The organism is Devosia sp. Leaf420 (assembly GCF_001425445.1).
GTDB lineage: Bacteria > Pseudomonadota > Alphaproteobacteria > Rhizobiales > Devosiaceae > Devosia.
Genome location: NZ_LMQU01000001.1, coordinates 560355 through 574561 on the forward strand (window position 1 = coordinate 560355; position 14207 = coordinate 574561).

The following is a 14207-nucleotide window of genomic DNA, read 5'->3' on the forward strand; positions in this document are numbered from 1 at the left end:
GACGGATGAGGGGGGATGCCGCCAACACCACCGCCCCGGAGGACCACCCATGACCGCCTATATCGGCAAACGCCTCCTCGCCGCGATCCCTGTCATTCTCGGCCTTTCCATCATCGTCTTCCTCGTGATGAAGCTGATCCCTGGCGATCCAGCGCAGGCCCTCCTCGGCTCCTATGCGACCCCTGACAATGTTGCGCGCATCAACCGCGCGCTCGGCCTCGATCGCTCCTGGCCCGAGCAATATGTCATCTGGATCGGCAATCTTCTCCAGGGCGATTTCGGTCGCTCCTACATACTCAATCGCCCTGTTCTCGACGAAGTGCTGGAGCGGTTTGGCGCGACGCTCATCCTTGCCGGGGCCTCCCTCATCATCTGCTCGGTGCTCGGCATTCTCGCTGGCATCGTCTCTGCCGTGCGCCAGTTCGGCTGGACCGATCGCGTGGTCACCTTCTTCGTTCTCATCGGCATTTCCATGCCGGCCTTTTTCCTCGGCCTCGTCTTTATTCTGTTCTTTGCCGTGCAATGGAAGCTGCTCCCCGCCTCGGGCATGTATGCCGTCTATGGCGGCGGTGATCTCCCCGATCTACTCCGCCACCTGATCCTGCCTGCCTCCACCCTCGCCATCGTCGCAACCGGCGTCGTCGCCCGCCTGACCCGCGCGGCCATGCTCGAAGTCCTGCGTCAGGATTTCATCCGCACTGCCCGCGCCAAGGGTCTCAGCGAAAACAAGGTCATCTACCACCACGCTTTCCGCGCCGCATTGGTCTCCATCATTCCAGTGCTTGGCATTCAGGCCGGCTTCGTCCTCGGCGGCGCGGTCTATATCGAAACGGTGTTCCAGTGGCCCGGCCTAGGACAGATGCTGGTCAAGGCCGTCTCGACGCGCGATCTGCTGCTGGTGCAGGGTGGCGTGCTCGTTGCCGCCACCGTCTATGTGCTCGTCAATCTTCTGGCCGATGTCGCTCAGGCCATGCTCGATCCAAGGCTCAAAGCATGACCGATCTCAGCGTCACAACCCCGGTTGCCACCCGCAAGCGCCGCAGCAATCTCCAATTGCTGCTGGCCAATCGCCTCGCGGCGGCTGGTCTATTCATCTTCGGCTTCATTGTCATCCTGGCGCTCCTCGCACCCATCCTGCCGATCCCGAACCCGGACATAACCGATCAGCCCAATCGCCTGCTGTCGCCCTTGAGCGAGGGCCATCTCCTCGGCACCGATCATCTCGGCCGCGATATCCTTTCGCGCCTCATCTGGGGCACGCAAGTGTCCCTCCTCGTCGGCATCAGCGCCACGGCTCTCGCGGCCTTCTTTGGTTCGCTCATCGGCCTTGTCGCCGGCTATGCCCGCGGCGCCACCGACAGCATTCTCATGCGCTTCGTCGATATGCTGATGGCCTTCCCTTATATCCTTCTGGCCATCGCCATCGTCGCCGCGCTTGGCCCCGGCCTCCTCAATGCGCTTTACGCCATCGCCCTCGTCAATATCCCGTTCTTTGCCCGAAATATCCGCGGCGTGACTGTCTCGATCCGCAATCGCGAATTCGTTGATGCCGCGCGCCTCTCGGGCAAAAGCCACGCGGCAGTCCTCTTCACCGAAGTGTTGCCCAATGTTCTGCCGGTCATCGTCATCACCATGTCGACCACCGTCGGCTGGATGATCCTTGAAACTGCCGGCCTCTCCTTCCTTGGCCTCGGCGCCCAGCCGCCGACCTCCGACCTGGGCTCCATGCTCGGCCAGGCCCGCGCTCAGCTCTTCACCGCGCCACATGCTTCCATCATTCCCGGCGTGATGATTTTCCTCCTCGTCATGAGCATCAACCTCCTCGGCGACGGTATCCGCGACGTGCTCGATCCGCGCCTCCGCTCCGGCACCCTCGGCCGTCCCATGCCGGTCACCAAGATTGACCGCCAGTCCAAGCCCGCCCCGACCCTTGCAGACGCCCCTGCCCTTGTTGTCGAAAACCTTTCGACCGGCTTCGATTCCGGCGCCTCTATCACCCCCGCTGTCCGCGACATCAGCTTCCTCTTGGGCAAAGGCGAATGCCTTGGCCTCATCGGCGAGAGTGGCTCAGGCAAGTCGGTCACCGCGCTCTCGTTAATGGGCCTTGTCGCGTCCCCGCCCGGCGTCATCACCAATGGCGGCGTCTATATCCAGGGCCAGGACGTGCTTTCCCTGCGCGAGCACGAGCTCATCGCCCTCCGCGGCGCCCGCGTCGCCTATGTCTTCCAGGACCCCCTGACGACGCTCCATCCGCTTTTCTCGGTTGCTGACCAGATTGCCGAAGCGGTGCTTGCGCATAATCCCATCGGCAAGCGCGCAGCCCGCCAACGCGCTATCGACCTGATGGAAACCGTCGGCATCCGGGATGCATCTGATCGTGCCAGCGCCTATCCGCACGAACTCTCCGGCGGCCAGCGCCAGCGCATCGGCATCGCCATGGCGCTCGCCAATGATCCCGACATCATCATCGCCGACGAGCCGACCACCGCCCTCGATGTCACCGTGCAGGCGCGCATTCTCGATCTGCTGCAAAACCTACGCCGCGAGCGCGGTCTCGCCCTCCTCCTTATCACCCACGATTTCGGCGTTGTCGCCCAGGTCTGCGACCGCGTCGCGGTGATGAAAAATGGCGAAATCGTCGAACAGGGCGAAACACAAACGGTCCTCCGCGATCCTCAGCACGACTACACCAAGCGCCTTATCGCCTGCGTGCCCGAACTCGGCGAAGGCCACAGTTTCCTTAATCGGGTTCGTCCGCTCTTTTCGGAGGCCAAGGCATGACCAACGCCATCCAGATCCGCGATCTCGTCAAAACCTTCGGCGGCGGCAGCTCTCTTTTCGGCCGCAAGGCCAATGAAGTCCAAGCCGTCCGCGGCATCTCGCTCGATCTTAAGCGCGGCGAAACCCTTGGCATCGTCGGTGAAAGCGGCTCGGGCAAATCGACGCTCGCCCGCATGCTCGTTGGCCTTGAGCATCCCACCTCCGGCACCATGCTGATCGACAACAAGCCTTGGGCCGATCTCGCCGCCTCTGGCTCCCGCGCCTTTGGCCGCACCATTCAATATGTCTTTCAGGACCCCGTCGCCTCGCTCAATCCGCGGAAAACCATCGGCGAAATTCTCGACGTGCCTTTGCGCCTCCTCTGCTCTCACGACAGCACCAAACGCGTCATTCGCAAGCGCGAACTGATCGACGCCGTTCAGATGCCGCTCGATACGCTCGAACGCTATCCTCACGAATTCTCCGGCGGCCAGGCCCAGCGCATCGCCATTGCCCGCGCCCTGGCGGCCGAAGCCAGCATTCTCGTCCTCGATGAGCCGGTGAGTGCGCTCGACGTCTCCGTGCAGGCCCAAGTCCTGCTGCTCCTCCAGCAATTGCGCGACGATCTCGGCCTTTCCTACATCTTCATCAGCCACGATCTCGCCGTCGTGGAATCGATTTCCGATCGTGTCGCCGTCATGTATCTCGGAGAAGTGGTGGAGACCGGCCCCGCGGCCCAGCTCTTCGCCAACCCGCAACACGATTACACGCGCTCGCTCATCGCCAGCGCGCCACGCCTCTCCGCAACGGACAGCGCCGCATGAGCGAAATCGCCCCCCTTGATCCGCCGCGCCGCAAGCGCACTGACGAGATCGTCGACGCTATAAAGCGGATGATCGTCGAACATGGCCTTGGTCCCGGCGATCGCCTGCCGCAGGAGCGCGATCTCATCGCCCAGTTTTCTGCAAGTAAAGGCACCGTCCGCGAGGCTCTGAAATCCCTTGAAGTTCAAGGGTTGATCTCGGTACGCACCGGCCCCGGCGGCGGCGCCTTCATCGAGCGCATGTCCGAAGGACGGGCGATGAGCCTTCTCTCCAATTTCCTCTTCGCCAAGAACCTGACGATCGCCAATATCTATGAGATGCGAAAGGTTCTCGAACCGCAACTGGCAGCCAGCGCCACCCCCAATATCGACGAAGTGGGCCTCAAACGCCTTGAGGCCATCATTGGCATCTACGACCACGAACCGGCCGACCAGAACGAGCGTTGGAACCAGCGCATGGCGGAATTGGATTTCCACGGCGTCGTTGCGGAATATTCCGACAATCCCATTCTCGCTTTCACCTGCCGGTTTCTCCAGCGCCTCTTGAAAGATCTCACCATCGCACAGGACATTTATGTCCAGCCCGAGCCCGTCTCGCGCGCCAGCGGCATCCAGCATCAGCGCGATCTCATCGCCGCCATGCGCCGTCGCGATGCCGTCGCAGCCGCCGCGATCCTCGCCGAGCATATGAGCGAAGCCGAAAAGCACATGCTGACCCTCGAGGCCAAGCTCGAAGACCGCTTCCTCGAAGAAGTCTCGCCAGCCCGTACCCGAAAGCGTCGCTCTGCATGATCGATTCCGACTATCTCCTTGACCGGCTGCTGCAGCTGGTCAAAACGCCGAGCCCCGTCGGCATGACTGATCGCGCCGTAGCCTTAGTCGATACCTGGCTGCGCGACCTTGGCTATTCGCCCAAATATACTCGCCGCGGCGTCCTCTATGTCGAAGTCGGTGATGGCCCACCCCGCCGCGCCCTTGCCGCCCATCTCGACACGCTCGGCGCCATGGTCACCGAACTCAAGCCCAATGGCCGCCTTGCCCTGCGCAACACCGGCACCTGGGCCGCTCGCTTCGCCGAAGGCGCCCGCGTCACCATCTTTTCCGACCATGCCGAGCACCGCGGCACCATCCTGCCGCTCAAAGCCTCAGGCCACCGCTTCAACACCGAAGTCGACACCCAGCCCGCCGATTGGGACAATCTCGAAATCCGCATCGACGCCATCCTGCCCGACCGCGACGCGCTCGTCGCCGCTGGCTTCAATGTCGGCGATATGGTCGCGATCGATGCGCAACCCGAGGTCGTCGACGGCTTCATCGTCTCGCGCCATCTCGACGACAAGGCCGGCTGCGCCACTCTCCTCGCGGTCCTCAAATCCATCGCCGAGGGTCACACCAAGGTCGCCGTCCCCTTCCAGGCCATGTTCACGATCGCCGAAGAGATCGGCATCGGTGGCACCCACGGGTTTGGTCCCGAGGTCGAAGAACTGCTTGCCATCGACAATGCGGTGACCGCTCCCAACCAGACATCGCGCGACGACGCCGTCACCATCGCCATGCGTGATCGCCAGGGTCCCTTTGACGCCCGCATGACGCGCCAAATGTTAACGGTCTGTGAACAGAATGGCATCCGATACGAGCGCGATACATTCCGCCACTACCGCTCCGACAGCGCTGCCGCCGTCGAAGCCGGCTGGGATATCCGCGTCGGTCTCGTCTGCTTTTCCCTCGACAGTTCCCACGGCTGGGAACGTACCCACCTAGCCTCGCTCCAAGCATTGGCAGCATTGCTGAAGGGCTATATTGAAACCGAGATGTTCAATGACGAAGGCCAACTGTCGTAATTTTTTATTTGCCCTCAAAACATTGTTGACGCACGAATGAGCAGTTCCGTAGTAATTTCAGAACCTAGAATAATTTCCGTCTCTTCAAGCCCAAGTAGACTAGCGACCACCGCGGCGGTTTTGCGGCCAATCTGGTCAGGAAAGGGGTTGACCGTGGTCAAAGGCGGAACGCAAATCTCAGCGACTTCATAATTACCGAAACCTGCAATCGCGATTTGCTTGGGCACGGCGATGCCCATTCGCTGGCACTCAGTTAGCGCGCCAAAGCCGACAAGATCCGAGACGCAAATGACAGCGTCTATCTCGGGCGACTGCTGCAGCAGCGGACGCATGGCGGCGGCGCCTTCGAGCATCGAGACGGGCGGGACACCGGCTGCGACGAGCCGGGTCGCGTCGAGGCCGTGCCGCTCCATGGCGGCGATGAAGCCGGCGCGGCGGTCGGCACCGCGGGAATCGCGACCGGCTTCGCCGCCGATGAAGGCGATGCGGCGGCGGCCGGTGGTGACCAGGTGATCGACCAGCATGGCGGCGGCATCGGCATTGGAAAAACCGACGACATGGCCGATCGGGTCCGAGGGAATGTCCCACGTTTCGACGACCGGAATGCCGGCGCTTTCGAGAAGGCGGCGGCAACGCGACGTGTGCTGACCGCCGGTGACCACGATGGCTTCGGGGCGGCGGCGGAGGAGTTGTTCGACCAGAATTTCTTCCTGCTCGATATCGTAGTCGGTGTAACCGAGGAGCGGCTGCAGGCCGTGCGCTTTCAGGCCATCGGAGAGGCCGCGGACCGTGTCGGCGAAATTGGCATTGTTGATCGAGGGGATGGTGACCGCGACAAAGCCGGTGCGCTGTTGGCGGAGATTGGCGGCGGTGCTGTCAAAAACGTAGCCGAGCTCATCGACGGTCCGGCGAATGGCATCGCGCGTCTGGGCGTTGACCGAGGTGCCATCGCGGAGCGCCCGGCTGACGGTCATGGGCGAAACGCCGACCTTGCGGGCAATGTCCTGCATGGTCGGCGGTTTGCGTGGCGGCATCAGCGGTTCCGGAAAGGGGTTTTGGCGACAGCCAAATGATCAGGAGGCGCACGGCCGGACAAGCGCAATCTCAGAGTTCTTCGTAGTCTTCGGCGTCCATCACGTGATGGTGGATGCGGCCGGTGAAGAAGCGGGCAAGGACGCTTTCTGTGGCGGCGCGCGCCTTGGTGCGCACGGGGCTCGCAAGCGCGGCGTCCACCGCTGCGACGTCAGGATAGGAGACGGCGAGGATCATCGGGAATTCCGGCGCGCCGTCGTCGCGCTTGACGGCATAGCTCACCCGAACCGAGAGAGCGCCAGGAAACTGCTTCCAGAGCGGCAGGATTTCGGCGGTAACGGCGGCGCGTAAGGCGGCTTCCTGGCCTTCATGCACCTTACCTTCGAAAAGGGCGTAGCGGGTGATCACTGAAACTTCTCCTTGCTGGGGCCGCGGAAGAATTCCATCAGCGCGGCCTGGTCTTCGCCGCCCAAGCCGGCTGCGGTCAGCAGGCGATGGATTTCGGCCGCGAGGGCCGTCAGCGGCATGGTGATCTGGGTCTGGCGCGCGAGCTCGCGGGCGCCATCGAGGTCCTTGACCATGTTGTCGATGCGGCCGGTGCGACGGTAATCGCGCGCGGCAAAACGGGGCATATATTCCTGGAGCAGTGCGCTATCCGCGCGGCCGCCCTTGAGTGCGGCGGGGATGCGCTCGACATTGACGCCTGCGGCTTCCGCCAAGGCGGTGGCTTCGGCGACGGCCATGAAGCCGAGGCCGCAGAGGACCTGATTGACGATTTTGGTGGTCTGGCCGGTGCCGACATCGCCCATATGGGTCTGGTTGGAGGCGAGCTGGGAGAGGATGTCCTGGGCTTCGCACACATCGGCCTCGGTGCCGCCTTGCATCAGCGTCAGTTGGCCGATTTCGGCCTTGGGCGCGCCGCCGGAAAGGGGGCTATCGACCCAGCGGAGGCCCTTTTCCCTGGCCTCGGCGGCGAGAGCGCGCGTGGCTTCGGGGTCGATGGAGGACATGTCGATAATGAGCAGCCCCGGCGCCGCGCCTGCGGCGATGCCGTTGGGGCCGAAGACAGCGGCGCGGACGATGTGCGAAGCATTGAGGCTGAGGATGACGGCGCCGGCGCCCTGGGCGAGTGCGCTGGCGCTGGCCGCGGCGGTCGCGCCCTTGGCGACGAGATCGGCGACCTTTTGTGCGTCGAGATCGAAGACTTTTAGCGCCGTTCCGGTGGTCGCAAGACGCGCGCCGATGGCGCCGCCCATGGCGCCAGCGCCGACAAGACCGATGTGACCTGTCATGAAGTCCTCCTCAGGCAGTCTTAGAGCGACGCGGTGATGCCGCCATCGACGTAAAGCGTGTGGCCATTGACGAAGCTCGAGGCCGGCGAGGCGAGGAAAATGCAGGCGCCGACCAGTTCCTCGACATCGCCCCAACGACCGGCAGGGGTGCGCTTCTCGAGCCAGGCGGAAAAATCCTTATCGGCGACAAGCGCGGCATTGAGCGGCGTATCGAAATAGCCCGGCGCGATGGCGTTGCACTGAAGACCATATTTGGCCCAGTCGGTGCACATGCCCTTGGTGAGATTGCCGACGGCGCCCTTGGTGGCCGTGTAGGGCGCGATCGAGGGGCGCGCGAGAGCGGTCTGGACGCTGGCGATATTGATAATCTTGCCGGCGCGGCGGGTGATCATGTGGCGGGCGCAGGCCTGGCCGACATTGAAGACGCTGGCGACATTGGTCTGGAGAAGGCGCGTAAAAGCGTCGGCGGGAAAATCTTCGAGCGGGGCGCGAAACTGCATGCCGGCATTGTTGACGAGGATATCGATGGCGCCGGTTTGAGCCTCGAAGGCATCGACGGCAGCGCGGGCCGCGGCGTGATCGGTGACGTCGAAGGCGAGCGTCGCGGCGCCGGGAATTTGCAGGGCGGCTTCGGCGAGCTTGGCCTCGTCGCGCCCATTGAGGACGACGCTGGCGCCGGCTTCGGCAAGACCCTTGGCGAGCGCGAGACCGATGCCTTGCGACGATCCCGTCACCAGGGCGCGGCGGCCGGTGAGATCAAAAATCTGCATGGGTCACTCCTTCAAGAAACCGGCTCGACAAATGTGCCTGCCTCTGTTTTGTTATCGATAACATTTTCTGTCAAGACGTAAAGCCTGCTTCTCATGACCAAGCCGCATATCCTGCAAATGGGGCCTTATCCCGAATGGGATCAGGTGCCGCTCGACGCCGCCTTCACCGTTCACCGCTATTTTGAAGCGGCGGACAAGCCGGCCCTTCTCGCGGCGGTCGGCAAGGACATTCGCGGCATCGCGACGCGCGGCGAGCTTGGTGCCAGTGCCGACATCATCGCGGCTTTGCCCAATCTCGAAGTGATCAGCGTCTATGGCGTAGGCTATGACGCGGTCGATCTCAATGCCTGCCGGGCGCGCGGCATCCGCGTCAGCAATACGCCCGATGTCCTGACCAAGGACGTCGCCGATCTCGGCGTTGCGATGATGCTGGCGCTCTCGCGCGGCATGATCGGTGCCGAGACCTGGGTGCGGGATGGGTCATGGGCGCAAAAGGGGCTTTATCCGCTCAAGAGCCGAGTTTGGGGTAAGAGGGCCGGCGTGCTCGGCCTTGGCCGCATCGGCTTTGAAGTGGCCAAGCGTCTGCAGGGTTTTGATCTCGATATCGCCTATTGCAATCCGACGCCCAAGGACAGCGCACCGGGCCACTGGCGTTACGTCGCCAATCCCGTCAGCCTTGCTGCCGAGGTGGATTTCCTCTTCGTCACCCTCGCTGCCTCGGCTGCGACGCGGCACATCGTGGGGAAAGATGTCATCGCGGCGCTTGGCCCCGAAGGCATGCTGATCAATATTTCACGCGCGTCCAATATCGACGAGGACGCGCTGCTGACGGCGCTTGAGACCAAGGCGCTCGGCTCGGCGGCGCTCGATGTGTTCGAAGGCGAACCGAAACTCAATCCGCGGTTCCTCGCTCTCGACAATGTGCTGCTGCAGCCGCACCATGCCTCGGGTACGGTCGAAACGCGCAAGGCCATGGGCCAATTGCTGCGCGACAATCTCACCGCCCACTTTGCGGGCCGCAACCTTCTCACACCGGTGCTCTGATGAAAGCCATTGTCATTCATGCCGCCAAGGATCTGCGCGTCGAAGATCGTCCGGTGGAAAAGCCCGGCCCCGGCGAGGTTTCGCTGCGGCTGGCGACCGGCGGGGTCTGCGGTTCGGACCTGCACTATTACAATCATGGCGGCTTCGGCACGGTAAAACTGCGCGAGCCGATGGTGCTCGGCCATGAGGTCTCGGCCTTTGTCGAAGAGCTTGGCGAGGGTGTCACGGGGCTTGAGCGTGGGCAGTTGGTGGCCGTGTCGCCATCCCGGCCCTGCGGCCATTGCCGCTATTGCCAGGAGGGCCTGCAGAACCAGTGCCTCAATATGCGGTTCTATGGTTCCGCCATGCCCTTCCCCCACATCCAAGGCGCGTTTCGCGAACAATTGGTGGCGCTGGCGAGCCAGTGCGTCGTCGCGGATGGGTTGAGCGCCGGTGAGGCCGCCATGGCTGAACCGCTGGCGGTGACGCTGCATGCGACACGCCGCGCGGGACAGTTGTTCGGCAAGCGGGTGCTGGTGACCGGTTGCGGCCCCATTGGCGTGCTGTCGATCCTCGCGGCACGCCGCGCCGGTGCAGCCGAGATCGTCGCGACCGATCTGTCGGATTTCACCCTCGCCATTGCCAAGGCAGCGGGCGCTGATCGCGTCATCAACACGGCCAAGGACACTGAGGGGCTTTCGCCCTATGGTGCCGACAAGGGCTATTTTGACGTGCTCTACGAATGCTCCGGCGCGGCCCCTGCCCTCGCCTCGGGCATTGCCGCGCTTCAGCCGCGTGGGATCATCCTTCAACTGGGTCTGGGTGGCGACATGACCATCCCCATGCAGATGTTGACCTCCAAGGAACTGGACCTGCGCGGCTCCTTCCGCTTCCACGAGGAATTTGCCATCGGTGTCGAGCTGATGCGGAAAAAGTTGATCGACGTGAAGCCTTTGATCACCCATTCGGTGCCGCTCGCTGAAGCCGAGTCGGCGTTCAAGCTGGCCTCCGATCGGTCCTCGGCCATGAAGGCGCAGATCACCTTCGCGAGTGCGTAATCAATCCTCGGGCAGTTCGACCGTGGCGGTGCGCCCCGGTCGGAACACCCGGACGAATTCCTGCACGATGATGCGCTCGGCTTCCGAGAGTTCGCGGTCGGCCGAGAAGATGACTGATAGCGCGCCAGAGAGCTCCTCGTGACGGATCGGCACGGCGATCAAATTGCCGGCCTCGATATCGGCTCGCACGGATGATGGCGGCAGAATGGTGCAAAGTGGCGCCTGACGGACCATGGCGATGGCCAGTGCCAACGAGCCGACTTCGACCACCGTCTTTAGACGCAGGCCGCGTTCACGGGCGGCATCGGCAAAACTCTGGTGAATGCTGAGATGCTGGCGGCCGAGAACGAGCGGCAGCGCCACCGTTTCCTCGATCCCCAATTCCTTGCGACCGCCGAAACTGATCGCGGGATTGCCGATGACGCAGAGGGACTCTGTTGGCCCCAGACGAATACGCGCAACCTGCGCCTGCACCATGCCAACCAGCGCCAGGTTGAGATCGCCCGAACGCACATGCTCGTGGAGCATCGTGTTGGAGCTTTCAACGATCTGCAACTGCCAGTCCGGGTGGCGCGCATGGATGCGCGTCATCACATGAGCGATCTTTTCGGTGAGAACGCTGTCGTGGCCGGAGCTCGGCAAGGTGCCGATGGTGACGCGGGCTTGGGAATGGGCGGCAATGTCATGGGCCTTGCGGACGATCCAATCCTGCCGCTCTTCGATGACGACGGTCTGCGCCCGCACGTCCTCGCCGCGCGGGGAAAGGCTCGTCCCCTCCTCCGTACGCTGAAGCAATGGTGCGCCAATGGCCTCTTCCATTTGGGAAATGTGCTTAGAGGCTGACGACTGCGCCGTATTGGCGACGCGCGCCGCGGCGGAAATGCTGCCCGTCTGGGCGACGAGATTGAAGAAATGGATCTGGCGCGTGGTTAGGCGCGGCGTGAAGACCGCGCTATTTTCTGCGGCGAGGTTGCGCCGCATGGCTTCGAGGAATGCCTTGCCGTAGGCCCCGGCAGCCCCGCCGGTTTCGCCATAAATCGAGGAAACGAAACCCGGGGCGAAGGGGGCTTCCTCGTGACGGGCGAGGCCGAGCCGGCGCGGCATGAGATTGGCGGGCATGAGTAGCCGCGTCTGCGGCTGGTCGCGCAGAATGGCCGAGACCTGGGCGGGCTCTTCGTCCCGATAGCGCAGGCGATCGGCAAAGCCGTGTTCGGTGGCAAAGCGCGTCATGGCGTCGACGATCTCGCGCCGCATGCGGAGGAGCGTCACGCGTTCGTCGGGCTGGAAGGCGTCGACCCGACTGCCTTTATTGCCGACGACAATCCAGGGATCGTCGTAGAGATGGACGGCTTTGGCACTCACCGTCGCAGCGGTGCCGTAAAAGATGCGGAGCTGGCCGGATTTGTCGGGCAAGCGCTCGCTTTGGGCAAGACCGGTGGGATCGCCGATATCGTCGTCATCAAGGCCCGAAAAGTGCCAATCGACGAGCAATTCCGGCGCTGTCTCGATCATCTCCTGCGAGGTGCGCAGCAGAGCCTTCGAGACCCGACCGATGGCAAAATTCAGATCAAGATGAACCGATAGCTTGACCATGCGGCGGCCGCCCGCGAACCGGGCCTCGCGCGTGTGCTGCTCGAGATAAAGCAGGTGTGCGCCGGTGCGAAACAGCCAGAAGGCGGCCGGCAGGAGATCAAGCCCGGCGCCCCGACGCTCGAAGAGTTTGAGGCCAAGCCGTTCTTCGAGATTATGAAGGGCAATGCTGAGGGCGGATGGGGTCTGGCCGAGGTCTTTGGCTGCGTCGGCAAGACGGGGGGATTGGCAGGCGAGCACGAACTTTGACAATAGGGAAAGTTCGAAGCCAGCCTTATCCATAAGGGGCAGCATAGAGCCGGCCATGGTCGCACTCAAGCTAGCCTGAAGTCGAGTATGGGTAGCGAGGCCCGCGTCGAGCGCGGGCCTCAAGAGGGCTTAATTGAGCGCGCCGACGGCGCCTTCAGCAGCGGCGAGGACGCCGCCATCGGTGAGGAGCTTGATCATCGGGACGATCTGGTCCTGCATATAGCCATCCTGCTCCTGGAGCGGGACGACATCGGACACGGCGTCATAGATCGCCTGGGTGCCGGCGCCGAGGGCGAACTGCCCAAGCGCATCGCGCGTGAGGAAGATCGCCTTGGTGGCCAAGAGGCATTCGACGGCGACGATTTTCGGCATGTTGCTCAGGACCTGCTGGGCCTTGCGGCAGGACCAGGCGGCCATCGAGACGTGATCTTCCTGGCTCGACTTGGTCGGGATGGTGTCGGCCACCGATGGGAACGCGAGAGTCTTGTTCTCCGAGGCGACGGCGGCAGCGGCTGTCGACAGGATGCCATAGCCATAGTTGAGGCCGATGGGGCGGCCGGCCAGGTTGGGCGGCAGGCCATAGTTCAGCGTCGTGTCGCAGAGCGCAAAGAGGCGGCGCTCTGAGATGTTGCCGATTTCGATCAGCGCGATGGCGAGGATATCCATGGCAAAGGCGATGGGTTCGCAGTGGAAATTGCCGCCCGAGAGGAATTCAAGCGCGCCTGCTTCATTCCAGAACACCAGCGGATTGTCGGTCGCGGCATTGAGTTCGCGCGTCATCAGCGTCTTGGCGTGTTCGAGCTGGTCGCGACAGGAGCCATGGACCTGCGGCAGGCAGCGGAAGGAATACTGATCCTGCACGCGGGCATGGTGGACGGGATGGAGGATATCGTCTTCGAGGCGAACGGCGCGGGCGGATTCCGAGGTGCGGCGCGAGCCCTTGATCATGCGGCGCACGTTTTCGGCGGCGTTGATCTGGCCCGGTTGCTTGCGCACTTCGTGAATTCGCGCGTCGAACGCGGCCTGTTCGCCGCGGATGGCTTCAAGGCTGAGCGAACCGATGGCGTCCACCGTCTTCATCAACTGCTCGGCATCCCAGATGGTCAGCGAGCCCATGCCGGCGCAGAGGCTGTTGCCATTGATGAGCGCGAGGCAATCCTTGGCCTTAAGATCGAATTTGGTCGGCGAAATGCCGGCCAGTTCGAGGGCCTTGGGGGCGGACATGCGCTCGCCCTTATAATAGGCCTCGGCCTTTTCGTAACCGATCAACACCGAAACCATATGGGCGAGCGGAGCAAGGTCGCCCGAGGCGCCGACAGATCCCTGAATCGGAACAACGGGATGCACGCCGGCATTCAACATGTTGACGAGGCGATCGACGACTTCGATGCGGAGGCCCGAAACGCCGACGCAGAAGGCGTTGATGCGGACGGCCATCATGGCGCGCACGATTTCTTCGGAGGCCGGATCGCCCATGCCCGAGCAGTGCGAGAGCACGATATTGAGCTGGAACTGCTCGTTATCGGCCTGGTTGATCTTGTAATCCTTGAGCTTGCCGACGCCGGTGTTGAAGCCATAGGTCGCCGGGGCATTTTCGGTGAGCCAGTTTTCCTCGATATAGGCGCGCTTCTTGACGATCTCGGCGCGGGCCTCGGGGGCCAGCTCGACCTTGACGCCTTCGCGTGCGATGCGGACGACCTGCTCGATGGTGAGGCTGTTGCCGTCGAGGATGATACTGCTCATTCTTCTATTCCTAGGTGGGGGCGCTG

The 14207-nt window shown here is 63.1% G+C and carries 13 protein-coding genes; 7 read left to right on the forward strand and 6 right to left on the reverse strand.

Annotated features, from left to right (window positions below; genetic code table 11):
* Positions 1-49: 49 nt before the first annotated feature.
* From ASG47_RS02805 to ASG47_RS02825, 5 genes are read left to right on the forward strand one after another with little or no spacing between them, the layout of a single operon-like run.
* Complete coding sequence (locus ASG47_RS02805) at positions 50-997, forward strand: ABC transporter permease (protein ID WP_061907190.1); 948 nt, start codon at positions 50-52, stop codon at positions 995-997.
* Positions 994-2781: a dipeptide/oligopeptide/nickel ABC transporter permease/ATP-binding protein gene (locus tag ASG47_RS02810; protein ID WP_061907191.1), complete on the forward strand. Its 1788-nt coding sequence runs from the start codon at positions 994-996 to the stop codon at positions 2779-2781. The genes ASG47_RS02805 and ASG47_RS02810 overlap by 4 nt, the downstream gene beginning before the upstream one ends.
* On the forward strand, positions 2778-3584 hold the full coding sequence (locus ASG47_RS02815; protein WP_061907192.1) for an ATP-binding cassette domain-containing protein: 807 nt from the start codon (positions 2778-2780) through the stop codon (positions 3582-3584). The genes ASG47_RS02810 and ASG47_RS02815 overlap by 4 nt, the downstream gene beginning before the upstream one ends.
* Positions 3581-4375 (forward strand): FadR/GntR family transcriptional regulator, encoded by a 795-nt coding sequence (locus tag ASG47_RS02820; RefSeq protein ID WP_061907193.1) that lies wholly within the window; start codon positions 3581-3583, stop codon positions 4373-4375. Before ASG47_RS02815 ends, ASG47_RS02820 begins: the two co-directional genes overlap by 4 nt.
* Entirely contained in the window at positions 4372-5424 is a 1053-nt protein-coding gene (locus ASG47_RS02825) for an osmoprotectant NAGGN system M42 family peptidase (RefSeq protein ID WP_061907194.1), read from the forward strand. Before ASG47_RS02820 ends, ASG47_RS02825 begins: the two co-directional genes overlap by 4 nt.
* 14 nt (positions 5425-5438) lie before the next feature.
* On the opposite strand, the gene ASG47_RS02830 is transcribed toward ASG47_RS02825, so the two are convergent.
* The 4 genes from ASG47_RS02830 to ASG47_RS02845 all read right to left on the reverse strand — a co-directional run bounded on the left by ASG47_RS02830 (position 5439) and on the right by ASG47_RS02845 (position 8518).
* Entirely contained in the window at positions 5439-6458 is a 1020-nt protein-coding gene (locus ASG47_RS02830; protein WP_413813444.1) for a LacI family DNA-binding transcriptional regulator, read from the reverse strand.
* Positions 6459-6528: 70 nt separating this feature from the next.
* A complete protein-coding gene (locus tag ASG47_RS02835; RefSeq protein ID WP_061907195.1) occupies positions 6529-6864 on the reverse strand; it encodes a hypothetical protein in 336 nt (111 codons plus the stop codon).
* Complete coding sequence (locus tag ASG47_RS02840; RefSeq protein WP_061907196.1) at positions 6861-7748, reverse strand: NAD(P)-dependent oxidoreductase; 888 nt, start codon at positions 7746-7748, stop codon at positions 6861-6863. Before ASG47_RS02840 ends, ASG47_RS02835 begins: the two co-directional genes overlap by 4 nt.
* A gap of 20 nt (positions 7749-7768) precedes the next feature.
* Positions 7769-8518: an SDR family oxidoreductase gene (locus tag ASG47_RS02845; RefSeq protein WP_061907197.1), complete on the reverse strand. Its 750-nt coding sequence runs from the start codon at positions 8516-8518 to the stop codon at positions 7769-7771.
* A 93-nt stretch (positions 8519-8611) separates the two neighbouring features.
* Between ASG47_RS02845 and ASG47_RS02850 the strand changes: the two genes are divergently transcribed.
* Together ASG47_RS02850 and ASG47_RS02855 are read left to right on the forward strand one after the other, a co-directional pair.
* On the forward strand, positions 8612-9562 hold the full coding sequence (locus tag ASG47_RS02850) for a 2-hydroxyacid dehydrogenase (protein WP_061907198.1): 951 nt from the start codon (positions 8612-8614) through the stop codon (positions 9560-9562).
* Positions 9562-10599, forward strand: coding sequence for an L-idonate 5-dehydrogenase (locus ASG47_RS02855; RefSeq protein ID WP_061907199.1), 1038 nt, complete (start codon positions 9562-9564; stop codon positions 10597-10599). Before ASG47_RS02850 ends, ASG47_RS02855 begins: the two co-directional genes overlap by 1 nt.
* On the opposite strand, the gene ASG47_RS02860 is transcribed toward ASG47_RS02855, so the two are convergent.
* Both ASG47_RS02860 and ASG47_RS02865 read right to left on the reverse strand, forming a co-directional pair.
* The gene (locus ASG47_RS02860) at positions 10600-12495 is read right to left on the reverse strand and encodes a LysR family transcriptional regulator (protein WP_061907200.1); all 1896 of its coding nucleotides are present in this window, start codon (positions 12493-12495) and stop codon (positions 10600-10602) included.
* Between the two features lie 72 nt (positions 12496-12567).
* The gene (locus ASG47_RS02865) at positions 12568-14181 is read right to left on the reverse strand and encodes an HAL/PAL/TAL family ammonia-lyase (RefSeq protein ID WP_061907201.1); all 1614 of its coding nucleotides are present in this window, start codon (positions 14179-14181) and stop codon (positions 12568-12570) included.
* Between the last annotated feature and the right edge of the window lie 26 nt (positions 14182-14207).